Origin of the sequence: Streptomyces sp. SirexAA-E, assembly GCF_000177195.2 — a bacterium.
GTDB classification, from domain to species: Bacteria; Actinomycetota; Actinomycetes; order Streptomycetales; family Streptomycetaceae; genus Streptomyces; species Streptomyces flavovirens.
Genome location: NC_015953.1, coordinates 7353016 through 7377590, shown reverse-complemented (window position 1 = coordinate 7377590; position 24575 = coordinate 7353016). Strand labels below are relative to the sequence as shown.

Here is a 24575-nt window from a genome sequence, read left to right as displayed (position 1 = left end):
ACGGCCGTCGCCACGGGACTTCAGGCGGCTCCCGTCCAGGAGTAGAGGTGTTCGGGCCGCCCCGTGTCGCCGTACTTCAGCGTCAGCCTGACGTGTCCGACACCCTCCAGGTACTTCAGGTACCGCTGTGCGGTGGACCGGCTGACTCCGGTCCGCGCCGCGACCTCGTGTGCCGAGAGGGGCAGGGCGCTGCGTGTCAGGGCCCCGCGGATGAGACCGACGGTGGCGGTCGAGTGGCCCTTGGGCAGTGCGGGGCGGACCGGCTCGGCCGTCCTGAACGCGCTGAAGATCCGGTCGATCTGGTCCTGTCCCGCCTCCCTGGCCCGGGCCGTTTCGTCGAGTGAGCGGCGCAGGGCCGCGTAGCCTTCGAGCCGGGCGCGCAGGCCCGAGAAGGTGAACGGCTTGACCAGGTACTGGAGCGCGCCGTAGCGCTGCGCCATCTGTACGGTCGCCAGGTCGCGGGCGGCCGTCACCATGATCACGTCCGTGTGATGGCCGAGCTGCCGCAGCCGGCGGATCAGTGTCACCCCGGTCTCGTCCGGCAGGTAGTGGTCGAGCAGGAGGAGGTCCACGTCGGTGCGTTCCACGCCGAGCAGCGCCTGGGCGGCGTTGTGCGCGCGGCCCACCACGGTGAACCCGGGCACTCGGGCCACATAGGCGGAGTTGATCTCGGCCACGTGGAAGTCGTCGTCCACGACCAGGACGTTGATCATCGCGCCTCACCGGCCGTCGTGAGCACGGCGTCGGCGTGCTCCCCCGTCTCCGGACCCGGGATGATCATCTCGGGCAGGGTCACGGTGAACACCGCGCCGCCTCCCGGGCGGGCGGCCACCCTTGCCGTACCGCCGTAGCGCTCGGCCAGCCGGCGCACCAGGGAGAGCCCGATCCCCCGGCCGTGCGCGGGTGCGCCCCGGCCGCCTGTCGGCTGCGAGGGAAGCACCGAGCCGACCGGGCGTTTGGTGCTGTACCCCTCGGTGAAAATGGCCTCGCGTGAGGCGGGAGGCACCCCGGGGCCGGTGTCGCAGACCTGGAGCAGCACGGTGGCGCCCTCGGCCCACAGCTCCACCTCCACGAAGGGGGCCGGGCCACGCTTCTCCGCGGCGGCGTCGAGCGCGTTGTCGATGAGGTTGCCGAGCACCGTGACGAGGTCGCGTGGGGCGACCAGACGGTCGGGCAGCCGTGTGCGGGAGCAGACGCGCAGTTCGACGGCGCGTTCCGCGGCCACTACGGCCTTCCCGACGAGCAGTGCGGAGACCAGGGGGTCCTGGACCCGTTCGGCGATCTCCTCCGCGGAGCTCCGGTGGTCTCCCACCGCGTGCGTGACGAAGTCGGCCGCCTGGTCGTACCTGCGCAGTTCCAGCAGTCCGAGCACGGTGTGCAGCCGGTTCGCGTGTTCGTGTCCCTGGGCACGCAGAGCCTCCAGAAGTCCCTGCGTACTGTCGAGTTCGCGGCCCAGCAGTTCCAGCTCCGTGCGGTCCCGGAGGGACACGACGGCGCCGCCGTCGGCGGTCGGCATCCGGTTGACCACCAGCACGCGGCCGCCGCTCACGGTGAGGAGGTCGGTGCCCTCGACCCTGCCGGCCAGCACGTCCGCCGTACGGCCGGTCGGGATGACCGTGTCGAGGTCGTCGTCGGTCATGTCGGTGTCCAGCCCCAGCAGCCTGGCCGCCTCGTCGTTGACCAGCCGGATCCTGCCTCGGGGGTCGAAGGCGATCACCCCCTCACGGATCCCGTGCAGCATCGCCTCCCGTTCGTCGAGCAGCGCGGAGATGTCGGAGAAGGCGATGCCGTGGGTGCGCCGGCGCAGGCGCCGGGAGACCGCGACCGCCACACCGGCCCCCACCGCCAGGGCCGCCGCCGCACAGAGCAGGAGCGCGGGGAGTGCTCCGACGAGACGGTGGCGCACGCTGTCGTAGGCGATGCCGACGGACACGGCTCCGACGACGTCTCCGGAGCTGTCGTACAGCGGGACCTTCGCGCGGGCGGAGCGGCCCAGGGTGCCGCTGTCGATCTGTTTGACCTCGTGGCCCGACAGCGGGTCGCTCGGGTCGGTGGACACGTGCCTGCCGATCTCTGCTTCCGTGGTGTGCGACCAGCGCACTCCGTACACGTCCATGGTCACCACGTAGAGGGCCCCGGTGGCGCGGCGGATGCGCTCGGTCTCCTGCTGGACGGGGCCGTCCGGTGTCGGCCGGGTGGTCTGCAGTCCTCGGACGATGGCCGGGTCCGCCGCGGTCGTCTGGGCTATCGCCAGAGCGCGGTGCATGGCCTCCGCGTCGAGCTCCCGGGCGAGGGGCGCGGTGAAAAGGCTGATGGCCAGGACCACGACTCCGGTCGTGATGGCCAGTTGCACCATCAGGACCTGTCCGGAGAGCCGCTGGGGCCAGTGTGGTCGCATCGTCTCCTCCTCTCTTCTTCCGCGGCCGCCCCGGAACTGACGACTCCGTCCCCGTGGGGATCACGTCCGTGCGACGGGCATGTCCTCGCGACACCTGTGTAGCCGCAAGGTAAACGGCTCACGGCCCGCTGCCCAGCCCTGTGCCCCGGAACGCGCTTCCGGGGTGAGCACAACGAGCAGAACAGGTACTACGGGCACAAGGACGGGTTGTGCCCACAAGGGTGCCGCCGTGCCGCGGCCGCTCCTACGGTCCCGGTCATGAGCATTCAGAAACGTCCGGTCATCGAGTTGCGGGGGGCCAGCAAGGTCTTCCGCACCCCCTCAGGTGGCCTGCACACTGCCGTACGCGATCTGAACCTGACCGTCGAGCAGGGTGAGTTCGTCGCCGTGGTCGGGCCCACCGGGTGCGGGAAGTCCACCACGCTGACCCTGGTCAGCGGGTTGGAGGAGGCCACCGAGGGCGAGGTCCTCGTCGCCGGGGCCCCGGTCTCCGGTATCGGCGACAAGGTCGGCTTCGTCTTCCAGCAGGACGCCGTGTTCCCCTGGCGGTCGGTGCTCTCCAACGTGATGGCGGGGCCCCGGTTCCGTGGTGTGCCCAAGGCGGAGGCCAGGGAACGTGCCCGTTCCTGGCTGGCGCGTGTGGGACTCGGCGCGTTCGAGGACCGGTTCCCGCACCAGCTGTCGGGAGGGCAGCGCAAGCGCGTCGCGCTCGCGGCCACCTTCGTGAACGACCCCGAGCTCCTCCTCATGGACGAGCCGTTCTCCGCGCTCGACGTGCAGACCCGGGCGTTGATGTCGGACGAGCTGCTGGACCTGTGGGCCGGGACCGGTGCCTCCGTCGTCTTCGTGACCCACGACCTGGAGGAGTCCATCGCGCTGGCGGACAAGGTCGTCGTCATGACGGCCGGGCCGGCGACCGTGAAGGAGATCTTCACCATCGACCTGCCGCGTCCGCGCCAGGTCGAGGCGGTGCGGCTGGAGCCGCGCTTCGTGGAGATCTACCGCGAGATCTGGTCCTCGCTCGGTGAAGAGGTCCGCATCACCCGTGAACGGAGCGCGTCCGATGCCGCTTGAGAGCACCTCGGCGCCGGCCGGGAAAGCACAGGTCGCGGTCGAGGGTACGGCCACGGCCGGGTCGGCGGGCGGTACACGCGCGCAGGCCCGGGCACGGGCCGCACGCAATCGCCGTATCACCGTCTACAGCACCCGCGTCCTCCTGCTGATCGCGCTGCTGGGCCTGTGGGAGTGGCTGGCCCGCTCCGCCGTGATCGATCCGTTCAACTTCTCGATGCCTTCGAAGATCTGGGACCAGATCGTCCGGTGGGCGACGGACGGCACCCCGCAGGGAACTCTGTGGGAGCAGATCTGGTACACCCTGTACGAGGCCCTGGTCGGCTGGATCATCGGTGTCGTCGCCGGTGTGATCCTGGGGATCGCGCTGGGCAGGGTCCGCTTCCTCTCCGACGTCCTCGGGCCCTACATCAAGGTGCTCAACGCGCTGCCTCGCATCGTCCTCGCACCGATCTTCCTGATCTGGTTCGGTCTCGGCCCGGCGTCGAAGATCGCGTCGGCGGTGGTACTCGTCTTCTTCCCGGTCTTCTTCAACGCCTTCCAGGGCGCCCGTGAGGTGGACCGGAACCTGGTCGCCAACGCGCGCATCCTCGGCGCGAGCAACCGGCAGGTCACCTTCCAGGTGGTCATCCCCTCCGCGACCTCGTGGATCTTCACCAGCCTGCACGTGAGTTTCGGCTTCGCGCTGATCGGCGCGATCGTCGGCGAGTACATCGGTGCCACGAAGGGCCTCGGACTGCTCGTCTCCGCCTCGCAGGGCACCTTCAACGCCGCCGGGGTCTACGCCGCCATGGTGATCCTCGCTGTCGTCGCCCTGCTCGCCGAGGCGCTGCTGTCCTTCCTCGAACGCAGCCTCTTCCGGTGGAAGCCGGCCGACGCCGGCGACGGCCGCTGACCCTCTCGTACTGCCCCGCCCGCACCGCCCTCCCGGCCGGGGAGACCCGACTCTCAGCACAAGGACGTGATCATGCGTAGCCATCTCAAGGCCCCCGCCGCCGCTGCCGCGGCGCTGCTGGCCCTGTGCTCCCTCAGCGCCTGCGGCGGGGACTCCTCCTCGGGGGCGAACGGCGGCCAGATCAAGATCATGGTCGGCGGCCTGGACAAGGTCATCTACATGCCGGCGATGCTCACCCAGAAGCTCGGTCACTTCGAGGCCGAGGGCCTGGACGTCCAGTTGCTGACCGAACCCGCCGGCGTGCAGGCCACCACCTCGCTCATCTCGGGTGACGTGCAGGGCGTCGTCGGCTTCTACGACCACACCCTCGACCTCCAGGTGAAGGGGAAGGAGGTCGAGTCGGTCGTACAGCTCTCGCACACCTCGGGCGAGGTGGAGGTGGTGTCCAACGCCGCGGCGGACGAGATCAAGTCGCCGAAGGACTTCTCCGGCAAGAAGCTGGGCGTCACCGGTCTCGGTTCCTCCACGGACTTCCTCACCAAGTACCTCGCCGTGAAGAACGGCGTGCGGACCGACCGGATCACCCCCGTGGCCGTCGGCGCGGGCCAGACGTTCATCTCCGCTCTCCAGCAGAACTCGATCCAGGCGGGGATGACCACGGACCCGACGGTCACCCAGATCCTCGACAAGAAGGTCGGCAAGGTGCTGGTCGACATGCGTACGCCCGAGGGCTCGCAGGAGGCGCTCGGCGGCCCCTACCCCTCCTCCAGTCTGTACATGAACACGAGCTGGGTGAACGGCAACAAGGAGACGGTCCAGAAGCTGGCCAACGCCTTCGTCAGGACACTGAGGTGGATGGACGGCCACTCGCCCGAGGAGATCGCTGCGAAGATGCCGGCCGACTACGCGCAGGGCGGCAAGGAGCTGTACGCCGAGGCGATCAGGAGCACGCTGCCGATGTTCACCACCGACGGCGTCATGCCGAAGGACGGTCCGGAGACCGTCGAGCGTGTCCTGAAGGCGTTCAATCCCAACCTCAAGGACGCCGAGGTCGATCTGGGCAAGACCTACACCACGGAGTTCGTCGAGAAGGTGGGCTGACGGTCACCGTCGTGCGTCCGGCGCGCTTCCCCGGCACGGTGGTGCCGGGGAAGCGCGTCAAGGTGGTCCGTGCGGCGGGGCGTCCCTTCCGGGTGGTCAGGAGAAGGTCTCGATGTACTCCTCGGGCGGGCCCAGCTCCGGGCCGGTGCGGAGCTCCACGTGGTCGCCGAAGCCTTCCAGTTCGAGCAGGGTCAGGCGGTTGGCGCCGGGGGTGACGAGGGGCGCCGGCACATAGAGCGTGGTCTGGGGGCCGATGTTCCAGTACCGCCCGAGCAGGAAGTCGTTGATCCATACGAAACCCTTGCCGGAGCCCGGGAAGGCCAGGAAGGTGTCGCCGCTCCCCTCCGCGTCGAACTGCGCGGTGGCGAAGCCGGATGCCGCCTCCCCCAAGGGTGCCGCCTCCCCCACGGCCGCCGTCGCCCGTGCGAGGTCGTCGGCCGTCCATTCGTCGAGCGGCAGGGAGCGCATCGTCCAGTGGTGGACCAGCCGGCGCTCGACGCGCACCCCGCCGAGGATGCCCTTGCCCTGTCCCAGGAGCGGCCCGTAGTTGATGCGGCCTTGGTTCTCCACCAGGAGCTCCAGGCGGACCGCCCGCCCGGTGCCCTCCACGGTCAGTGAGGCGGTCTCGCGTTCCAGCACGCCGACGGCGGCGCCGTCGACGAAGACCTGCGCCCGGTCGTGCAGGCCGGTCACGGTCAGCTCGCTCGCTCCGGGCGGGAGCACGGGGTGGGCACGGTAGAGGACGAGCCCGGAGGACTGGCCGAGCTGTCCGAAGGACAGGGGGTGGGGTGAGGCGACGGTGTCGGAGACGGCTTCCAGAGCCGTGAGCAGTCGGGCCCCCCGGGTCAGGGGCAGCGAGCGGGGGGCCAGGAGGGGTCGTGAGCGGGGCAGTTCACGCTCAGCGGCGCCCGTGGCGGCCAGCAGTCTGTCGCGGAAGGCGTGGAACTTGGGGGTGGGAGCGCCGTGTTCCGCGATCGGTGCGTCCGAGTCGTAGCTGGTGACGGTGGGCTGGAGCGCGCCGTCCGCATGGTTGGCGCCCGCCCAGAGACCGAAGTTGGTGCCGCCGTGCGCGGGGTAGAGGCTGACCGAGCCGCCCTTGGCGAGGATCTCGTCCAGGGCCGCGGCGGCGCTCCCCACGGAGCGGGTGTGGTGCTTCTCGCCCCAGTGGTCGAACCATCCGTTCCAGAATTCCGCGCACAGGAACGGCTCACCGCTCCGGCGCGTGCGCAGCAGTTGTGCGGCCTGGTCGGCGCGGGACCCGAGAGTGGCGGTGGCGAGGACGCCCGGCAGGCTGCCTCCGTCGAGCATCAGCTCGGTGGGTCCGTCGGCGGTGTAGAGCAGCTCGGTGACGCCCCGTCCGGCGAGGGCGTCGTGCACCCACCGCATGTAGGCGTGGTCGTCGCCGTAGCTTCCGTACTCGTTCTCCACCTGGACGGCGACGACGGGGCCGCCGCGTGCCGCCTGGAGGTCGGCGATCCTGGGGATGAGGACGTCGAACCAGCGGGCGACCTCGTCCAGGTAGGGGGCGTACGACGAACGTGGCCGCATGCCGGGGCGGTCGGTGAGCCAGGCGGGCAGGCCGCCGTTGTCCCACTCGGCGCAGATGTAGGGGCCGGGCCGGACGATCACGTCGAGGCCGGTCCGCTGGGCCGTGCGCACGAAGCGCTCGATGTCCCGCCAGCCGTCGAAGCGGTGCTCCCCCGTGCGCCGTTCGTGGAAGTTCCAGGCGATGTAGGTGTCCACCGTGTTCAGGCCCATGGCCGCCAGGCGTTCCAGCCTGTCGTGCCACTGATCGGGGTGGACGCGGAAGTAGTGCAGGGTACCGGCGAGGACCTGGTGCGGGCGGCCGGCCCGTAGCAACGTGCCCTCTGAGTAGGTCAGCAGGGCCTGCGGGGTGGGGGTCATTTGACGGCCCCCGCGGTCATTCCCGCGCGCCAGAAACGCTGGAGGGCGACGAAGGCCACGATCAGGGGGACGACGGAGACCAGCGAGCCGATGACGACGAGCGGTGCCGGTACGGCGACGCCGTGGCTGGCGTTCCAGCCGACGAGGCCGACGGTGACGGGCTGGAGCCGGTCGTCGCTGAGAACCATGGCGGGCAGCAGGTAGTTGTTCCAGATGTCGACGAACTGGAAGAGGAAGATCGTCACCAGGGCGGGCAGCATCATGGGCAGGGCGACCGTGCGGAAGATGCGGAATTCGCTCGCCCCGTCCAGGCGGCCGGCCTCGATGACCTCGTCCGGCACGGACTGGGCGGCGAAGATGCGTGCGAGGTAGACCCCGAAGGGGCTGACGATGCTCGGGAGCAGCACCGCGAGCGGGTTGTCGATCAGGCCGATGCCGGAGAACATCAGGTACAGCGGGAGCGTGAAGAGGATCTTCGGGATCAGGACGGCGGCGAGCACCGTGCCGAACAGCGCGTTCCTGCCACGGAAGCGGTATTTGGCCAGGAGATAGCCGGCCATGGCGGACAGCAGGGTGCCCGCGAGTGCGCCGATGCCGCAGTAGAGGACGCTGTTGAGCATCCAGCGCCAGAAGATGCCGTCGTTCTGCTCGGTCAGCCGGCTGATGTTCTCGAAGAGGCCGAAACCGTCGAACCACAGCCCGTTGCCGCTGAACTGCCGTCCGAAGGGCTTGGTGACGGAGACCAGCAGCCACCACAGCGGGAAGAGGAAGTAGACCGTGGAGACCAGTAGGAGGGACAGCGTGACGGCGCGGCTCGCCATGGTCGTCTCCCGCCCGGCTCCGGGGCGGGAGGTGTCCGGTATGTCGGCGGCGGTCATGCGTTCTCACCCCGGCTGGTCAGCTTGAAGAAGACGAAGGACAGAACGCCCACCGTGAGGGCCAGCACGACGGACTGCGCCGCGGCGTACGGGTAGTTGCCGGCGGCGACGGCTGCCTGGGCGGACATGATCGGGGTGAAGGCCGAGGAGATGGCGCCGCCGGAGATGGGCTGCAGCACCGCGGGTTCGTTGAACAGCTGCGCGGAGCCGATGATGGAGAACACGGTGGTCAGGACGAGGGAGCTGCGTACGGCGGGGATCTTGACGCTCCACGCGATCCGCAGCGCGGACGCGCCGTCCATCTTGGCGGCTTCCAGGACCTCGGCGGGGATCGTCTGCAGCGCGCTGTAGATGATGATCATGTTGTAGCCGGTCCAGCTCCACGTGACGATGTTCGCCACGGACCACAGGACCGCGCCGTCCGCGAAGAACGGGATCCGCACGCCGAGCGGTTCCAGCAGATGGTTGATCGGGCTGGACTCGGAGGAGTACATGAAGGACCAGACCAGGGCCGCGCTGACGCCCGGGATGGCGTAGGGCAGGAAGGCACCGAGACGGAAGAAGCCCTTGGCCCGGGCCGACCTGGAGTCCAGGAGCAGGGCGAGGCCCAGGGCGACGCCGAGCATGAGCGGTACCTGGACGACGGCGAAGAGTCCCACGCGTGCGAGGGCGCCGAGGAAGTCGTGGTCGCCGAAGGCCTGCGCGAAATTGTGCAGCGGTTCGAACTCCCTGGTCGGCGGGGCCAGGCCGAGACCGGACCGCTTGACGACGAAGAGGCTGCTCACGGTCGCGTAGAGGAGCGGGGCGATGTACATCGCTGCGAAGAGGACGGCGAACGGGCCGCCGAACAGCAGCAGGGTGCGTAGGCCGAGTGCCGTTTCGCGTCCGCGCCGCCTGCCGGGCGGTGCGGCGCGCTTCGGTGCTGCGGCGGTCTGCTCCGCCGTACCGGTTGGTCTCACGGGTTCTCTTCCCATTCGGGGCTGTGCGGGGACCGGCGGCCGGCCGGCTCGTCCTGACGCGGCCGCCGTTTGCGGTGTGTGGCTACTCGGCGACCTTCAAGCCCTGGTTCTTCAGCTCGGTGACCGTCTTCGCCCGGGTGGTCACCAGCGCGTTCGCGAGGGTGCCCTTGCCGGCCCAGGCCTTGCTCAGTGCGTCGTCCAGGTCGGTGGTGGTCTTGGTCATGATCGGGCCCCAGGTCCAACCGGGTGTGACCTCGGGAGCCGCTTCGGCGAAGACGTCGTAGATCGGCTGCCCTCCGAAGTAGGCGTCCTTCACCTGGAGTTGCGGCAGGTCGAGCAGTCCGACGGCGGCCGGGTACAGCGACGCCTTGGTGACCAGGTCGCCGTAGGCGGTGCGGTCGGTGCCGAGCCAGTGGGCGAACGTCCACGCCGCCTCGGTGGATCCGCAGCCCTTGAGGACGGCGGTGGCCGAGCCGCCCGCGTTGCCCACGGCCTTCTCCCCGGCCTTCCACTGCGGCATCGGGGCGACGGCCCAGTCCCCCGCGCCGTCCTTCGCGCCGCCCTTGATCACGCCGGCCTGCCAGACGGCGCCGACGACGGTCGCGATGTTACCGCTGCCAATTCCCGCGTACCACGCCTGGTCGTACATGGGGGCGCCACTGATCAGACCCTCGTCCACGAGGCCCTGCCAGTAGCCGGCCACCTTCTGGTTGGCCGCTGAGGCGAGGTCGACCTTCCACGAGTCGTCCTTGACCCCGAACCAACTGGCGCCCGCCTGCCAGGACATGCCCGCGTAGTCGTAGTTCAGGTAGGGCGAGGAGATGTAGCGGTCCGGGTCGGACGCGTGGATCCTCTTCGCCTGCTCCTTGTACTCGTCCCAGGTGGCCGGCGGCTTCAGCCCGAGTGAGTCGTAGACCTTCTTGTTGTAGAACAGCGCCATCGGGGCGGTGTCGACCGGCGCCCCGTAGACGGCGCCCCCCAGGCTGACCGACTGCCAGGCGGCCGGCTGGAAGTCCCGCTCGGCCCCCTCGGCCTGCTTCCGCACGTCCTGGAGGGCGCCTTGGGCGGCGAAGCTCGAGAGGGTCTCGTACCCGACCTGGGCCAGGCAGGGCGCGTTGCCGGCCTGGACCGCGTTCAGCATCTTCTGGTACCCGCCCTTGGCGCCGGGCTGCACCTCCTGGTAGGTGACCTGGATGTCGGGGTGGGTCTTGTTGAACGCCTTGACCGCGTCGGCGTAACCGGGCGACCAGCCCCAGAACGTGAGCTCCTTCGACGAACCGCTGCCGGAGCCCTCCCCGGCCGACGAGCAGCCGGTGAGCGCCAGCGCGAGAGCTGCGACCGCAGCTGTTCCGGCGGCATGGGTACGGGATGCCTTCATGGCCCCTCCTTGTGTGCGTGGGCAGGCCGGACCCCTGAAGACGTCGGGGGGTCAGCTGCGTGATCGCTCCGCAACGAGGGCGGCCCAGGCCGTCGTCCTCGCGTTCATGGCCGGAACTATGGCAGAGAATGTTATCGATGCCAACAGTTCAAAACAGTTTTGTTGCACCGCATGGCACGGCGCATGGTGGCGCTATCATTCGCCCAGACATCCAGCGGGAGGAGGCAGGACGCATGGGCACAGCCATGGGCGAGGCGGAGGCCAGGAAGCCGCCGGGCATGACCGACGTGGCGCAGGCGGCGGGAGTCTCGCCGCAGACCGTCTCGCGGGTGCTCTCCGGCCATGCCAACGTGCGTGCGGAGACCCGTGCGCGCGTGCTCGCCGCCGTGGACCGGCTCGGTTACCGCAAGAACAGCGCGGCCCAGATCCTGTCGTCGGGGCGCAGCCGGACGATCGGCGTCGTCAACCTGCAGACGGCGTTCTACTCACGCCTCAACCTGACCTTCGGCATCGAGAACGCCGCGCGTGCGGCCGGGTACTCGGTCTCCATCGCCTCCACCGCGTCGCTGGACACCTCAGCCGTCGAGGCGGCGCTGTCGCGGCTGGCCGACCAGAGCGTCGACGGCATCATCCTCGCCATCCCGCTGATCCACGTGAGCCCGCGCATCGAGCAGCTGACCGGTTCGCTGCCCACCGTGACCGTCGACGGATCGCGCACGCCCGCTTCGGAGGTCGTGGCGATCGACCAGTCGCAGGCGGCCCGGCTCGCCACACGGCATCTGCTCGACCTCGGCCATGAGACGGTCTGGCACGTGTCGGGCCCCGGCGAGTGGCTCGACGCCGTCAACAGGATCGACGGCTGGCGCGAGACGCTGGAAGCGCAGGGCCGTACCGTTCCGCCGATCCTGAAGGGCGACTGGTCGCCCTCCTCCGGCTACCGCAACGGCCTGATCCTGGGCCGCATCCCGGAAGTGACCGCGGTGTTCGCCGCGAGTGACGAGATGGCGTTCGGCGTGATCCGGGCCCTGCACGAGCTGGGGCGGCGGGTCCCGCAGGACATCTCCGTCATCGGTGTCGACGACATCGCGCTGGCCGAGTACTGCTCGCCGTCGCTCACCACGGTGGCTCAGCCCTTCGAGGAGATGGGGGCGCTCGCGGTCAGCCATCTGCTGCGGCACATCAACGATCCGGGAGCGGCGCGTGAGCCCGCCTCCGTCGAGCCGAAGCTCGTCGTCCGCGCCAGCACCGCCCCCGTGGGCGAGCGTGCCGAGGGCAGCAGCTGACGGCTCGTGAGGTGTTGCCGGCCCTTTCCGCACGCCGTTTCGCGGCAAGCCCGCTCGGCGCGGCCGAACGCCGGGGGTCCGGGAGCAGTGGCCGGGGCCCCGGCGTTCAGCCGTGTGTGGCGCTGTGAGCGGCTCGATCAGTTGATCGTCCACTCCTGGAGCGGTGAGCCGGTGTCGGCCTGCTGGGTCACCCGGGCTCCGTCGGTGGAGGAGCCGGTGGTCATGAGGAGTCCGCCGCCGACGGACGCGAGGGCATAGGTGCCGTTCGCCCGCGGGGCGACGGTCCAGCGCTGATTGACGCCTTCCGTGCAGGTCCACTGGATCACCTCGGCGCCCGCCGCGGTGGAGCCCCCGTCGACGTCGGCGCAGAGGCCGGACTCGGCGTTTGCGATCCGGTAGGAGCCGTCGGGCTGCTGGGTGAACGTCCAGTCCTGGTTGGCGCCACCGCTCGGGCTCCAGGTGATGAGCTGGGCGCCCGGGGTGGTGCTGTGGTCGGGACCGTCGAGCGCCTTGCCGCCGGCGACGAGCGTGTGGGTGCCGGTGAGGACGGGAGCCACCGACCATGTGAAGGAGGCCGATCCGCTGGTCGTACCGGAGGAGGCGGTGACCGTGACGGCGTACCGCCCGGGGGCGGTGGGTGTCCCGGAGACGAGGCCCCCGGCGCTGATCGAGAGGCCGGCCGGCAGACCGGCGGCGGTGTAGGTCAGCGGCTTCCCGGCGGAGTCGGTGCCGTCGATCTGCAGGCTGACTGCCTTGCCGACGGTTGCGGCCTGGTCACCGGGCTGGACCACCGTGACCTGTTTCGGCGCGGGGCCGGTGGGCGTGAGGGTCAGGAGCTGCTCGCCCGCGGTACGCGAGCCACCGACGGAATTGCCGGTGGTGTCGGTCCAGCTGCGGGTCGGGGTGGTCTCGGCGAGCCGGCCGGGGGTACCGGACATCCCGATGACGAGGCCGCTGTACCGATTGACGATCTTGTACGAACCGGTGGCGCCGCCGTCGGAGGCCGAGACTCCGGGGATGACGAACCACTGCTGTCCGACGCCGGGGCCGCCGGAGCCGACCGCGGTCACCGTGGGCTCGGTGCCCCAGGCACGGGCGGTGGTGGATGTGGAGGGGACGCCGAGCAGTTGTCCGGTCTCGGCGTTGGTGATGCGGTGCGAGCCGTCGCCGTTGGGGGTGAAGACCCACGACTCGCGGCCGGAGCCGGTGGCCGACGCCAGGGAGGTGGTGGCCGAGCCGCCGGAGGCCTGGGCCAGGACGCGGCCGCCGGCGGAGGAGATCCGGTAGGCCTTGGTGGTGTCGAGGGGCGCGGCGGCCTCGGAGGTGTTGACGGTGAGGTTCGTGTACTCGCCGGAGGAGCCGCCCGAGCAGCCGAAGGAACAGTAGGAGCGGAAGTTCTTTCCGACGATCCCGGAACTCGTCCTGTTCACTCCGTCGAGGAACCAGCGGTACCACGAGGCGTTGGTGTGGGTGCCGGTGTCCCCGAGAAGGAACCACTTCTGCTCGGCGAGGTTGTCGGTGGCGTAGATCTGCTGCGGTGCCGACCCGCTCTGGTCCACCGCCTGGGGCTGGCCGATGTACAGGCCCAGGTGCGCGTTGTAGGTGATGTCCATGACGAACAGGGGCGACGTCGGGGGCATCTTCCCGGCCTCGACCTGCTGGCTCACCGTGCCGCTGTTGAGCGGGTCGTACTCACCCGACACCGGGGTGTACCCCGTGGTGTCGGACGACCCGACGGGCACCATGTTGCTCTCGCGGCCGCCGGTACCGGGTTCGGACCAGGCGCCGTCGTACCACTTCTGCCAGGTGCCGGGCGCCATCTTGCCCGACATCGGGGCGCGGGCCACATGGGCGTGGAAGGCCTTCCATCCGCCGTTCTTGTCGACGACCCGCGAACCGTAGAAGGCGTAGAAGTAGCCCGAGGCGGTGTCCGCGAACAGGCGTGGGTCCCCGTCGCCGTAGTGGTAGGTCTGCTGCGGGAAGGCCGCGGTGTCGCCCCGCTCGGTGCTGTAGGGCGAGGTGATCACATGGTCCTTGATCGCCCAGGTGCGGCCCTGGTCCTTGGAGACGGCGTAGTCGATGCCGTCGTAGTGGACTCCGTCGCCGAAGGGCTGCGGGCTGAACTCGTTGTGCACCAGGCCGTACCAGTCGCCGGTGTCGGGGTCGACCCAGACACCCGCGAGGTCGCAGTAGTTCTTGTGCGCGTAGCTCGAATCGGTCGGCGGCTGGGTGGACTCGAGGCCGGTGGGGCTGTTGTTGCAGCGCCACGTGGTGTCGTTGTTGCGGTCGTTGGAGTTCGCGGGATCGACCGCGTCACTGATCGCGGCGGAGCGGGTGGCCGTGTCGAAGTTCGTACCGGTGAAGAATTCCCATGTGCGGGAGTCCTGCGCACCGTAGAGGGCGTGGGCCTGCTGGAAGTAGAACGTGCCGTCCTTGTCGACGTAACCGGCGGCCGGGGTGTCGTCCGGATGGGTCCAGGGCCCCTTCGACCCGACGGACACGGTGTAGGTGGCGTCGGGCGAGGCCGCCGACGCGGGTAGGGCTGACAGTTGGCCGACGCCGGCCGCAGCCAGAGCCGTGGTGGCGAGCGCGCCGACCAGCCTGTTCTTCAGGGTTGTCACGGATACTCCGTTTCTTGGTGGAGCCGCAGCCGGGTGAGGCGGGGGCCCATGGGGGGCACCTCCCGCGGCACGGGATGCCCGGGCGCGGGCGTCCGGACCGCCGAGGGGGCGAGGTGCGGTGCGGGCGGAGACCCGGTCCGGGGATTCGGGGGCGGAGGGCACGGCCCGGCGCCCTCCGCGGTGCCGCCCCGTCTTCCCAGGGGCGTACGGGGTGCAGCCTCTTCGTCCTCGTCGTGCCGCGCCGGGCTCGTCGGACAGCTGAAGGTACGGCGTCTTCGACCGGCAAAACAAGGGGTGAGTGCAATATAATGCGCGAAGAGTCTGACAAAATTTCTTCTTCAAGCATGACCGTTGACGTGTTGCGTTCTGTTCTCGTGTGCGACTGAGGTAGGGAAGTAATCTGCGGGCCGTCGGCGGCGAGGGGGCCGCCGGAGCGGTGGGGTGCGCATCACCGGCCTTGAGGTGACCGGCGGTCCGGCGCTCTCCGCCCCGGCGTCGACGGCCACGGCACGCCGTTCCGTGCGACGCGCCTCGGTCGTACGGCCCCGAAGGCGTCGGCGCCCACGGTTGCGGCGTACGCGGGTCTCCTGAGCTGGTCAGTGGGGGGGCAGGAGCTCACTTCTCGGCAACGGACGTACGGAACTGCTCGTGGAGGCCGACGTCGAAGTCGCCGGCCAGGGGGCAGGGCACGGCGGCGGGGGCCCCGAGTGCCGACAGGACTCGGGCCGCCTCGACGCCCTTGCCTCCCGCTCGCGAGAACGGCCTGTCGACCCGGTGCGATCCGTACGGAACCAGGGCGTCGACATTGCAGGTGACGTCCAGGGCCGCGTTGAGCGTAACGGTGAGGATCATGACGCGGCCTCCGGCCGCTCCGGTGGAGGACTCCCCAGGGGCATCGCCCCGTCCGCGGTCCGCCACGCGGCGAGTCCGGCGCCCAGGCATCCCGCCATGTCACCGAGCGCGGCGGGGACCAGCTCGGGTCTCCGCTGGAACGTGAGCCGCCGCGCGAGGGAGGCGCGCAGCGGATCGAGCAGCAGAGCGCCGGCTTCGGCGAGCCCGCCGCCGAGCACGACGACCTCGGGCGCGAGCAGGGCCGTAACGGTGGCGAACGCGGTGGCCAGGGCGTCGACGGCCCGGTCCCACACGGCCCGGGCGTCGGGGTCGTCCCGCGCGAGCAGCGCCGCGACCTTGGCGGCGCCGTCGACATGGCGCCCGGAGCGCGCGCTGTAGGTGGCGGCGATCGCCGCGGCCGAGGCGACCGTCTCCAGGCAGCCCCGGGCGCCGCAGGAGCACGGCTCGCCGTCGGGCTCGACGACGACGTGGCCGAGCTCGCCCGCGTAGCCGTGGGCGCGGACCGGGCGCCCGTCACAGAAGACGGCCGCGGATATGCCGGTACCGACGGGCACGAACCAGACGTCCCGCGCACCCCTGGCCGCACCGAGCCGGCATTCGGCGGCTCCCCCGGCCCGGACGTCGTGGCCGAGCGAGACGGGAAGGCCCGAGGCGTCCTCGATCAGGGCGGCGAGCGGCAGATCGCGCCAGCCGAGGTTGGCCGAGTAGACGGCCGTCCGGTTCTCCTCGTCGACGACGCCCGGCACGACCACTCCGGCGCCGTGCACGGTCAGCTCGCGCGTGGCGGCACTCCTGTGGAGGTCGCGCAGCACGGCAGCGGTCTCGGCGATCACCGCGTCCGGGCCCGACCGGCGGGGCGTCGCCCTGCGTACGGTCCTCAGCGGCTTCAGCTCGCGGTCGAGCAGAGCACCCTTCATTGCCGTCCCGCCCACGTCCAGCGCGATGACGCAGTCGCCCACGAAGTCGTCAGGCATGGTGGTTCCCGGGACTGTCGCAGCGGGTCGGGTCGAACGCCCCCGCCGCGCGGCCCGGCCCGGTGACGCCGCTGGTGCCGTGCCGGTACTCCGTGGCCGGATACGCCCCGGCCGCCTCGTCCACGGCACCGAGGGGCAGGACTTCGGCGATGCGGCCGAGGGAGCCCCGGGCCCGCGGCCAGGTGTCCGGTTGGGAGGTGATCTCGACGGCGGTGCGGGGCGGCGCTGCGTCGGACATGGGAAGAGCTCCTTGGGGGGACGGGCGCATGGCAGGAAGACCCGGGCACGCAATGAGTGAAGTGGCACACTAGCCGCTCATTTCGAGCACATTCAAGCATTATTCTTGCGTGAAAGGCGAGGGAGGGCAGCCTGGCGTCCGGGGCCCGGGTGAGGGCGGCCTGCCGTCGGGGAGCCCGGCGCTGCGGATCTTCCCGTTCACGCGTTACGCTCCCCATTCGTCAGTGAGACGGTCCGGCGGAGAGCGCGACGGGCGCACCTGGCGGCACTCACGTGCGTGGATCGAGGTCAAGGAGCTCCGACACATGTCCAAACATGAGCGGTGGAACGCGCTGCTGGAGCTGCTGGCGGCCGAGGGCAGGCTGGATGTCGACGAGACCGCCGCGACCCTGCGGGTCTCCCCCGCGACCGTCCGGCGCGACTTCGACGAACTCGCGGAACAGAAGATGCTCGTCCGGACGCGCGGCGGAGCCATCTCGCACGGCGTCTCCTACGAACTGCCGCTGCGGTACAAGTCCTCCCGGCACGCCTCCGAGAAGCAGCGCATCGCCGCGGCCGCCGCCGAACTCGTCGGTGACGGAAACGTCGTGGGCCTCAACGGCGGGACGACCACCACCGAGGTGGCCCGCTCGCTGGCACTGCGGGCGGGTGGAGGGCGCCGCGGCACGGTCGAGGCCACTGCTCCCGCTCTGACCGTCGTCACCAACGCGCTCAACATCGCGGGTGAGCTTGCCGTGCGGCCCCAGATCAAGATCGTGGTCACCGGCGGCGTGGCCCGGCCCCAGTCGTACGAGCTGGTGGGCCCCTTGACGGCGGGTGTGCTGAAGGAGGTCGTGCTGGACGTCGCCGTCCTCGGGATCGACGGGCTCGACCCCCAGCTCGGTGTGATGGCCCATCAGGAGGACGAGGCGAGTATCAGCAGGCTGTTCGCCGAGCGCGCTCAGCGTGTCGTCGTGGTCACCGACTCGTCGAAGATGGGGAAACGGGCCTTCGCCCGTATCTGCGGGCTCGACGGCATCGACGTCATCGTCACCGATTCGGCCGTGCCCGCCGACATGGTCGCCCGTCTCCACGACATCGGCATCAAGGTGATCACCGTCTGAACGTCCGCCGATCGGCCAGGCCTCGGCGCCGGGGCGGAGTCCTGAGGCCGCTACTTCGCGGGCATCGGGCGGCCGGGAGCACCTGGGCGTGCCCTGTCCGCGCGGCAGGCCGCCAGGGCGCTCGGTTCCGCCCCCAACCGGATGGCGCGCTCGCTGCGCAAGCAGCAGTCCCATGTGACAGCGCTGATCCCCCCGGACATGGAGAACCCGTTCTTCAGCTCACTCGCCCTCGGCTTCGAGGACGCGGCCCAACGCACCAGCCTCTCCGTGGTGTTGTGCAACTCCGACGAGGACACCGAGAAGGAGCGACACAAACCGGAGGTTCCGCTCGGCGACCAGATGGCGGCGTGATCGTGGCGGCCGCCTCTCAGGACGAGACGGATCCGGGGCCGGCAGACGGATCCATGGCCTTCACCTCCGCCCCCGGACTGGAGACCTCCGACGGATAGTCGTGGACAGGCCCCGGCCTGCCGTGCAGCACGGCAGGCCGGTGGCTCGCGGCGTCGCCGTCACCCGGCCTGCCGGGGCTTGAGGGCGCGCAGACGTGTGTCGAGCTCACGGGTGTAGAAGTCGATGAAGCCGTCCGGGTCAGGGCCCGCGTTCTGCATGACGAGCCGGTCGAACCCGGCGTCGACGTAGCTCTGCACGGCGTCGACGTACGGGGCTGCGTCGGGTCCGCAGGCGAACTTCTCCTTGACGTCTTCCAGCCGGACCGTGGAGGTGGCCGCGTCGAAGTTCACCGGATTGGGCAGCTCGCTCATCACCTTCCATCCGGTGAGCGCCCACCGGGAGGTCTCCAGAACGGCTTGCGCGGCGCTCTCCTCGTCGGGCGCCCAGGCGACGGGGACCTCGGCGTACCGGGGCCCGGTACCGCCGGCCTCCCGGTAGTGCCGGACCAGCTCGGCCCTGTCCTCGGTGGCGAACAGCCCGTCGCCGAGCTCGGCGGCGAGTGCCGCCGCGTCACGGCCTCCGGCGGCCACGGCGAGGAGGGGAAGGGAGTCGGGCAGATCGAAGACACGGGCGTCCGAGAGGTGGAGGTACTTGCCCTCGTACGACTGGTAGCCGCCGCTCCACAGGAGCCTGATGATCTCCAGGGCCTCCCGCAGCATGGCCTGCCGGGTGCTGACGGCGTCGGGGAAGCCCCGGCCGACGACGTGCTCGTTGAGTCGCTCGCCGGATCCCAGGCCGAGGGTGAACCGTCCGTCCGACAGAAGGGCGAGGGTGGCGGCCGCCTGGGCGATGATCGCGGGGTGGTAGCGCACCGTCGGACACGTCACGCCGGTGGCCAGCCCGATCCGTTCGGTGCGCGCCGCGATGGATCCCAGCACCGTCCAGGCGAAGGGCGAGTGCCCCTGGTTGTCCAACCACGGATGGTAGTGGTCGCTGATCTCCACGAAATCGAATCCGGCGCGCTCGGCGAGGACCGCCTGGCGCACCAGTTCTCCCGGACCGAAAGCCTCGGCGGCCAGCTTGTACCCGATCTGCATATCTCTCCACTCCTCGTTCTTCTCCGGTCCGTGTCCGCACACGCGTGCCCGCTTTTCGGGGAGGTATCAACCCTTTCGTATCGGCGCGCCCAGGGGGTGCGGCCCGTCGAACCCGGCACATCGGACACCCGGGGCACGGCTCACGCGTGGAGGGTCCGCAGCGTTCGACGACAGGTGCGTACATCGGCAGATACGTACGTCGGTCGGGGAAGGTCGCGTACGGGATCCGGCCGGCCGCAGCGGGTGCTCCGACAGGCGGATGCACAGTCCGGCACACGGCCACAGCGCCAGCTGCGATTCGGTGACGTCCCCCGTGGCCTCACGGAGCCGCCTTGTGCCGCTTTCCCAGCCTCCCACACCCGGTCCCGGGCCGCCGCCGGTGCGGTGTTCGCCGGGGCAGCGGCTCAAACGGGCACTGCGTCCTCTTCGGCCGTATGGGGGAAGAGGCACGTGATGGTCCGTGCGGCCGATGCGGTCCGGACGCCCTCCGGCCGGGGGCGGCGCGAGGTGGTCACGGCGTCATGGCGCTCAGACGCCCAGCTTGGACCGGACGCCACCGGCTGCCGCCGCGGAGCGCGCCGTGGCCCGCACCGAGCGGCGCACGACGCGGGCGTCGTGCCGGACCCCTTGTGCGGCGTGACGGCCACGCCACAGCAGCGAGGGGGAGCCGCCGGTGTCGTCGGCGGCGATCAGGAGGCCGCCCAGCATCGACAGGTTCTTGAGGAAGTGGATGCGCTGCTGGGCCCTGTCGGAGTCGTCCTCCGCCTCCCAGAAGCGGTGGCCCGCCACGGTGGTGGGGACCAGCGTCGCGGCGAGGGCCAGGGCGGAGAGTCGCGGGAAACGGCCGAGGCCGAGCAGGACGCCGCCCGCCACCTGCACGGCGCCGTTGAGTCGGACGAGCTGCTCGGTGCGCTCCGGCAGCACGGCCACGCGGTCGGTCACCGGCCGGACGACGGGTTCGGCCGCCGTGGCCACGTCCTGGGGCCTGCGTACGGAGTTCATGCCGCCGGCGATGAACATCGAAGCGAGGAACGGGCGGCCGACGATACGCAGAAGACTCATGACACTGCCTCCGTGGATTGGGGTGGGGCCTACTGGGATCATCGGGTGCCCCGCCAGGCCTGCGCCATTCGGCGCCCGGCGGAACCGGACAGCCGATGAGGCCGTACCGGGTGGGCCGGACGTGACTCCAGGGGCGGAACGGGCGCCAGGCTTTACCGAACGGTCTCCCACCTCTTCCTCCTGGTCGGATAGGTTTCGAGGCATCCATTGCTCTTTGTGTGCGGCCCCGTTCGGCTCGACCGGCCGGGGCCGTGTGGAGGGGTGTGCCATGCATGGGATCGATCTTGCGGTGACTGCCGCCGCGCTGCCGGAGGCGTGGAGTTCCCGGAGGCTGGGTCTGGTGGACCCGGCCCGCGAGAAGGTGCTGCGCATGGACGGGTCGCCGGTCGAGGAGGAGTGCCACGGCACCACCGAGGCGCTCCTGGTACTCGACGGCCGGCTGGAGCCGGAGGTGGACGGCGTGCCGGTGCCGGTGGGGGCGGGCGAGCTGTTCTTGGTGCCGGCGGGAACCGCGCACGCGGTCCGCCCCAGGGAGCCGGGGCACGCTGATGATCGTGGAACTGCCCGAGGGGTGACGAGCCCCTGCATCCGTTCGCGGAGAATGCCGTCTGCCCGGGTGGACGGCACGTGTGATCCGGGGCCTCCGATAGGTTGACCGCCACGACCGGACTCGCACCCGTCGCCTGGCCCCCCCGCCCCGATACGGACCGAACGCCTCGTCCTGCGCCCGAGCGAGGCCCGAGACCGAACGGCGTTCATCGAGTTGTTCGCATCGGCAGAGGTCGGCGCCTACCTCGGTGGCGCCCGCCCACGAGCTGAGCTCGAACGCATGGTGCCTGAAGTCCCCGGACGGCGCCCTGGCTTGTTCGTGATCGACCTCGACGACACGATGATCGGCATGGTCACTCTCGATCGGCGGGACGCGGAGCGTCCGGGTCACGTCCGTCCGGATGCCGGGGAGGCCGAGCTCGGCTACATGCTCCTCCCGGAGGCCTGGGGTCGCGGGTACGCCGCCGAGGCCTGTGCGGCCGCACTCGACTGGTTCCCCGACGCGCTTCCCGGCGAGCCGGTGGTGCTCTGCACCCGGACGGCCAACGACCGCGCGATGCGCCTCGCGACGAAGCTGGGGTTCACCGAGGTGGAGCGGTTCGAGGAGTACGGTGCCGAGCAGTGGTTCGGCGTGTGGCGCCCGCTCACGCCGTCCCGATGAGTCCGGCGGGTGCGCCGATGCTGCGAGACGCGACCAAGGCCCGGCGCGCAACCGCCGGAGAGGGGCCCCCGGTTGGCCGGACGAGTCGGCCGGACGAATCCACGTGCGGCCCGATCACCCCTCGTGATGATCCTCCCTGCTATGGGCGATCTTGAGACAGCGCGGCTCGTGCTTCATCCGATGTCCGTCGGCGAGGCCGAGCGAGTGGTGGCGGGCGATACGGACGGCGGTGACCGCTGGGTGCCGGGATACCCCTCCGACGGCGACGTGTCCGCCGCCGAACGCCTCCTGAGAGCTTGTGCGGACACAGGCGACCCCCGGCCGTTCGGCAACTACGAGATCCGACGCCGCGAGGACGGTCGGGTGATCGGCGGCGTCGGCTTTCACGCACCCGCCGACGGCCTCGGGAGCGTCGGCGCGGTCAGCGGCCGCAGAGGTGGAACAGCTCGGGGTCACCCTCGTCCAGACCATGCAGCAGCCCCACCGGGCTCCATCCGGCTCGTAGGAGCCGTCGCTGCATCGGCTGGTCGGACACGTTGGTCGAGGTGAGCAGCTTCGGGCTCGTGCAGGAGGCCGCCACCGCGTCCAGCAGGCGACGGCCGACCTCTCTCCACGCACCGCTGGAGCCGCCATCAGCATCGTGACGAAGCCCTGTTCCAAGAAGGTGTGCTCCACCACGCAGTAGCCGAGCCGGCCGGACGCGCCCTCCGCCACCCGCGCCAGGCCGTCCCGGCACCACTTCCCGATGCCTGCCCGGCGGTGGGCGTCGCCTTCGACCGCGACGGCATCGATCCCCACCAGAGCGTCCGACTCCGGCTCTCTCGCACGACGCACAACGACGTCGCCGAGGTCCGATGCGTCCTGGGGCCGTGGGGCCATGGGGCGGCCATGCTGTCAGGTCGCACCGGACGCCCGCCCCGCACTTGGCCTTGGTCGCCCAGGTGTTCGGTGCTCTCGACCGGTGGTGCCATCCGACTCATGCGCACCACTCTTCTCCGGCACGAGGAAGTGAGCCAAGCAGGCGCGCGGCACTCGGAGGCCGGACAGGCCGAGGAAATCGGTCGCGCTCCGCAGGGCGAGCGGTTAACTTCCGTCCGGGCACGAAGAGACATGAAGCGTAACGGCGAAGAGAGGCCATGCATGGAGACCGAGGGCGCGCGGACCGGCCGCCTGGGCCTGCTGCTCGAACAGTTCGACCAGGCCAGGGAGATGGCCCAGGTGCGGCTGGCGGGCCTCGGTGACGAGGAGTACCTGTGGGAGCCGGTGGCCGGGTGCTGGTCGATCCGGCGCCGGGGCGAGGCGGTCACGCCCAAGGCGTACGGGCCCGGCGAATGGGTGCTCGACAAGGGTGCTGCGGACATCCCCGCGAGCGAGTACACCGAGGTCGCCCGGCAGGCTGCCGACGGCATGACGATCGCCAAGATCGCCGAGGACTGGAGTGTGAGCGTCGAGCGGGTCGAGCAGGTCCTCGCCCACACCGGCACGCCGGAGCCCGACGAAACGCCGGTCACCACCATCGCGTGGCGGCTGGGGCACCTGCACTCCGGGCTCGCGGGCCGATGGGAGTGGACCTTCGGTGAACGCCGGCAGGAACCGAGATCGCTGGTCGACTTCACCCCTTCCGCGACCGTGGCGCTCGAAAGGTACTGGGCACTGGTCGACCGGTGGCGCGACAGTGTCGCCGCCGTCACCGAGGAGCAGCTCGACACGGTCGGCTTCTCGCAGTACCCGTACGGCTCGGACCCCGGCGACCGGTTCGCCGGCGTGCTGGCCGGGGAGAACCTCGAGCTCATTCACCACATGGCCGAGATCGCGGTGCTCCGTGACCTGTGGCGGACCCGCTTCACCACGTCCCGGTAGGCCGGGGCGCGCCACGAGGTCCACCGGGCCGTCGCCTGTCAGCCGAGTCGGCAATGCCGGCGGGCTCCGCCTCCGGGGATCCGCTGCGTCAAGGCCGTTGCGGAGCTGCCTCTGTCGGTCGGACGGTGACCGGCTTGCGGTAGCGGACGTGCTCGTTCCGGCGCCGGAACCCTACGCTTTCGTAGAGATCGTAGGACCGGTGCGGATTCGCGGTGCCGGTGTACAGGCGGGCGGTCTCCGCACCGTGCTCGCGAAGGCATCGCAATCCGTCCAGCAACAGGGCCCGCCCAAGTCCCAGGCGCCTCGATCCACTTCGGACGCTCAGTTCTTCGACTTCACCCGCAGTGGGATTCTGCCGACGGATGGAGCACAGGGCGACACCTGCCATGTGTCCCCCGTCCCAGGCGGCCCGCCAGCAGGTCGGGTCGGCCGTGGCGAGGAAGCTCTCGAACGTCCACCTCTCGGTGAAGGCGGCACCCGCATATGAGTCGACGACCGTCTTCCAGGCGGCGCGGTAGCTGCTCGGGGCGATGGCACCGACTCGGGTGCCGGCCGGTAGCGGCCTGTCGGGGAGCTGTCGGAGATCGGCCAGCTCCAGCTCTACCAGGCTGAAGACACGCCGGTATCCAGAGGCGACCAGCAGTGCCGTCGCATCCTGCTCAGAGGCCGTGGCGTTCGCGCCGAGCACGGCCGTCCGTGCGGTTCCATGCCGATGCACGAGTCGGCGGATGCGGCTTTCCGCCCAGTCGAGCATGGCCGAGCCGATGCCCTGACCGCGGTGCTCGGGCAGCAGGTAGCCACGGTGCAGGTACAACCACGTCTCGTCCCGCTCCTGCCACCACCTGATCGTCGAGTAACCGACGATTCCACCGTTGTGCTCCACCAGAACCTGGTTCCGGTACGGGTCGTCCAGCTCGGCGGTGGCTTCGCCGATCTCCGCTGCCGTCGGGAGACCTTCCACGATCGACCGGGCGTCGGTCCGGTCCCGCTCTGCGCAGCCGAGCCGTACAGCGGCCATGGCGCCGTGGTCTTCGTGCCCGTGATACGGCCGGAAGGCGTAGCCAGGCATCCGGGCCGTCGACGCAAGGCCGTCGTCACCGTTCACGCCCATACCAAGGCCCCCCGATTCGTCGGATATGCGGTACCACCGGTCCTGGCAGCCTAGGCCGTGCCGATCGGACGGCGGAACTCGTTTTCCCGCGGGCCTCGGGCCGGCGCATCCCAACACGTTCCGGTCCTCCGGGGTGTCGATACTGCCGATGAGCACTGCGGGAACATGACCGGCCGCCACGGAGGACTTG

21 protein-coding genes and 3 pseudogenes are annotated in these 24575 nt (G+C 70.5%); 10 read left to right on the top strand and 14 right to left on the bottom strand.

Annotated features, from left to right (window positions below):
• Window positions 1–20: 20 nt before the first annotated feature.
• Together SACTE_RS32330 and SACTE_RS32325 are read right to left on the bottom strand one after the other, a co-directional pair.
• Window positions 21–713 carry a response regulator gene (locus SACTE_RS32330; RefSeq protein ID WP_014050236.1) on the bottom strand — a complete coding sequence of 231 codons (693 nt, stop codon included), beginning with the start codon at window positions 711–713 and terminating at the stop codon, window positions 21–23.
• Complete coding sequence (locus SACTE_RS32325) at window positions 710–2398, bottom strand: sensor histidine kinase (RefSeq protein WP_014050235.1); 1689 nt, start codon at window positions 2396–2398, stop codon at window positions 710–712. The genes SACTE_RS32330 and SACTE_RS32325 overlap by 4 nt, the downstream gene beginning before the upstream one ends.
• Window positions 2399–2656: 258 nt before the next feature.
• On the opposite strand from SACTE_RS32325, the gene SACTE_RS32320 reads away from it, so the two are divergent.
• The 3 genes from SACTE_RS32320 (at window position 2657) to SACTE_RS32310 (ending at window position 5465) form a co-directional block, all read left to right on the top strand.
• A complete protein-coding gene (locus tag SACTE_RS32320) occupies window positions 2657–3472 on the top strand; it encodes an ABC transporter ATP-binding protein (RefSeq protein WP_014050234.1) in 816 nt (271 codons plus the stop codon).
• Window positions 3462–4364, top strand: coding sequence for an ABC transporter permease (locus SACTE_RS32315; protein WP_014050233.1), 903 nt, complete (start codon window positions 3462–3464; stop codon window positions 4362–4364). The genes SACTE_RS32320 and SACTE_RS32315 overlap by 11 nt, the downstream gene beginning before the upstream one ends.
• 72 nt (window positions 4365–4436) lie before the next feature.
• Complete coding sequence (locus SACTE_RS32310) at window positions 4437–5465, top strand: ABC transporter substrate-binding protein (protein WP_014050232.1); 1029 nt, start codon at window positions 4437–4439, stop codon at window positions 5463–5465.
• A gap of 96 nt (window positions 5466–5561) precedes the next feature.
• Here the strand turns inward: SACTE_RS32310 and SACTE_RS32305 are convergent, their stop codons facing one another.
• The 4 genes from SACTE_RS32305 to SACTE_RS32290 all read right to left on the bottom strand — a co-directional run bounded on the left by SACTE_RS32305 (window position 5562) and on the right by SACTE_RS32290 (window position 10585).
• Window positions 5562–7370, bottom strand: coding sequence for a beta-galactosidase family protein (locus SACTE_RS32305; protein WP_014050231.1), 1809 nt, complete (start codon window positions 7368–7370; stop codon window positions 5562–5564).
• Window positions 7367–8248: a carbohydrate ABC transporter permease gene (locus SACTE_RS32300; RefSeq protein WP_014050230.1), complete on the bottom strand. Its 882-nt coding sequence runs from the start codon at window positions 8246–8248 to the stop codon at window positions 7367–7369. Before SACTE_RS32300 ends, SACTE_RS32305 begins: the two co-directional genes overlap by 4 nt.
• Complete coding sequence (locus tag SACTE_RS32295; protein WP_019993702.1) at window positions 8245–9207, bottom strand: sugar ABC transporter permease; 963 nt, start codon at window positions 9205–9207, stop codon at window positions 8245–8247. The genes SACTE_RS32300 and SACTE_RS32295 overlap by 4 nt, the downstream gene beginning before the upstream one ends.
• Window positions 9208–9289: 82 nt before the next feature.
• On the bottom strand, window positions 9290–10585 hold the full coding sequence (locus tag SACTE_RS32290) for a sugar ABC transporter substrate-binding protein (RefSeq protein WP_014050228.1): 1296 nt from the start codon (window positions 10583–10585) through the stop codon (window positions 9290–9292).
• A 233-nt stretch (window positions 10586–10818) separates the two neighbouring features.
• On the opposite strand from SACTE_RS32290, the gene SACTE_RS32285 reads away from it, so the two are divergent.
• On the top strand, window positions 10819–11868 hold the full coding sequence (locus SACTE_RS32285) for a LacI family DNA-binding transcriptional regulator (protein WP_014050227.1): 1050 nt from the start codon (window positions 10819–10821) through the stop codon (window positions 11866–11868).
• Window positions 11869–12005: 137 nt separating this feature from the next.
• Here SACTE_RS32285 and SACTE_RS32280 read toward each other — a convergent pair whose 3' ends face one another.
• The 4 genes and pseudogenes from SACTE_RS32280 to SACTE_RS32265 form a co-directional block, all read right to left on the bottom strand.
• Window positions 12006–14489, bottom strand: a complete 2484-nt coding sequence (locus SACTE_RS32280) for an RICIN domain-containing protein (RefSeq protein ID WP_014050226.1) — start codon at window positions 14487–14489, stop codon at window positions 12006–12008.
• A 702-nt stretch (window positions 14490–15191) separates the two neighbouring features.
• Window positions 15192–15341: pseudogene (locus tag SACTE_RS33845) on the bottom strand (sugar kinase); the annotation flags it as partial.
• Complete coding sequence (locus tag SACTE_RS32270) at window positions 15338–16315, bottom strand: ROK family protein (protein WP_014050225.1); 978 nt, start codon at window positions 16313–16315, stop codon at window positions 15338–15340. The gene SACTE_RS32270 and the pseudogene SACTE_RS33845, both read right to left, overlap by 4 nt.
• Entirely contained in the window at window positions 16308–16553 is a 246-nt protein-coding gene (locus tag SACTE_RS32265; protein ID WP_014050224.1) for a hypothetical protein, read from the bottom strand. The genes SACTE_RS32270 and SACTE_RS32265 overlap by 8 nt, the downstream gene beginning before the upstream one ends.
• A gap of 304 nt (window positions 16554–16857) precedes the next feature.
• Here SACTE_RS32265 and SACTE_RS32260 point away from each other — a divergent pair, with 304 nt between their 5' ends.
• A complete protein-coding gene (locus SACTE_RS32260; RefSeq protein ID WP_014050223.1) occupies window positions 16858–17655 on the top strand; it encodes a DeoR/GlpR family DNA-binding transcription regulator in 798 nt (265 codons plus the stop codon).
• 174 nt (window positions 17656–17829) lie between these two features.
• A complete protein-coding gene (locus SACTE_RS35315) occupies window positions 17830–18006 on the top strand; it encodes a hypothetical protein (RefSeq protein ID WP_226995200.1) in 177 nt (58 codons plus the stop codon).
• Window positions 18007–18164: 158 nt separating this feature from the next.
• Here SACTE_RS35315 and SACTE_RS32250 read toward each other — a convergent pair whose 3' ends face one another.
• Window positions 18165–19142 (bottom strand): TIGR03557 family F420-dependent LLM class oxidoreductase, encoded by a 978-nt coding sequence (locus SACTE_RS32250; RefSeq protein WP_014050222.1) that lies wholly within the window; start codon window positions 19140–19142, stop codon window positions 18165–18167.
• 528 nt (window positions 19143–19670) lie between these two features.
• The gene (locus SACTE_RS32245) at window positions 19671–20204 is read right to left on the bottom strand and encodes a DoxX family protein (protein ID WP_014050221.1); all 534 of its coding nucleotides are present in this window, start codon (window positions 20202–20204) and stop codon (window positions 19671–19673) included.
• Between SACTE_RS32245 and SACTE_RS35650 the strand changes: the two genes are divergently transcribed.
• The 3 genes and pseudogenes from SACTE_RS35650 to SACTE_RS35310 all read left to right on the top strand — a co-directional run.
• Window positions 20143–20859, top strand: a complete 717-nt coding sequence (locus SACTE_RS35650) for a cupin domain-containing protein (RefSeq protein ID WP_309251274.1) — start codon at window positions 20143–20145, stop codon at window positions 20857–20859. The two genes, SACTE_RS32245 and SACTE_RS35650, sit on opposite strands and share 62 nt — an antisense overlap.
• Window positions 20856–21414, top strand: a pseudogene (locus SACTE_RS32235) (GNAT family N-acetyltransferase). The gene SACTE_RS35650 and the pseudogene SACTE_RS32235 overlap by 4 nt, the downstream one beginning before the upstream one ends.
• Before the next feature lie 141 nt (window positions 21415–21555).
• Window positions 21556–21813, top strand: a pseudogene (locus tag SACTE_RS35310) (GNAT family N-acetyltransferase); the annotation flags it as partial.
• A 22-nt stretch (window positions 21814–21835) separates the two neighbouring features.
• On the opposite strand, the gene SACTE_RS35305 reads toward SACTE_RS35310, so the two are convergent.
• A complete protein-coding gene (locus SACTE_RS35305) occupies window positions 21836–21994 on the bottom strand; it encodes a hypothetical protein (protein WP_226995249.1) in 159 nt (52 codons plus the stop codon).
• Between the two features lie 560 nt (window positions 21995–22554).
• Between SACTE_RS35305 and SACTE_RS32225 the strand changes: the two genes are divergently transcribed.
• Window positions 22555–23274, top strand: coding sequence for a DinB family protein (locus SACTE_RS32225; RefSeq protein ID WP_014050218.1), 720 nt, complete (start codon window positions 22555–22557; stop codon window positions 23272–23274).
• An 88-nt stretch (window positions 23275–23362) separates the two neighbouring features.
• Here the strand turns inward: SACTE_RS32225 and SACTE_RS32220 are convergent, their stop codons facing one another.
• Entirely contained in the window at window positions 23363–24385 is a 1023-nt protein-coding gene (locus SACTE_RS32220; RefSeq protein ID WP_014050217.1) for a GNAT family N-acetyltransferase, read from the bottom strand.
• Window positions 24386–24575: the final 190 nt, after the last annotated feature.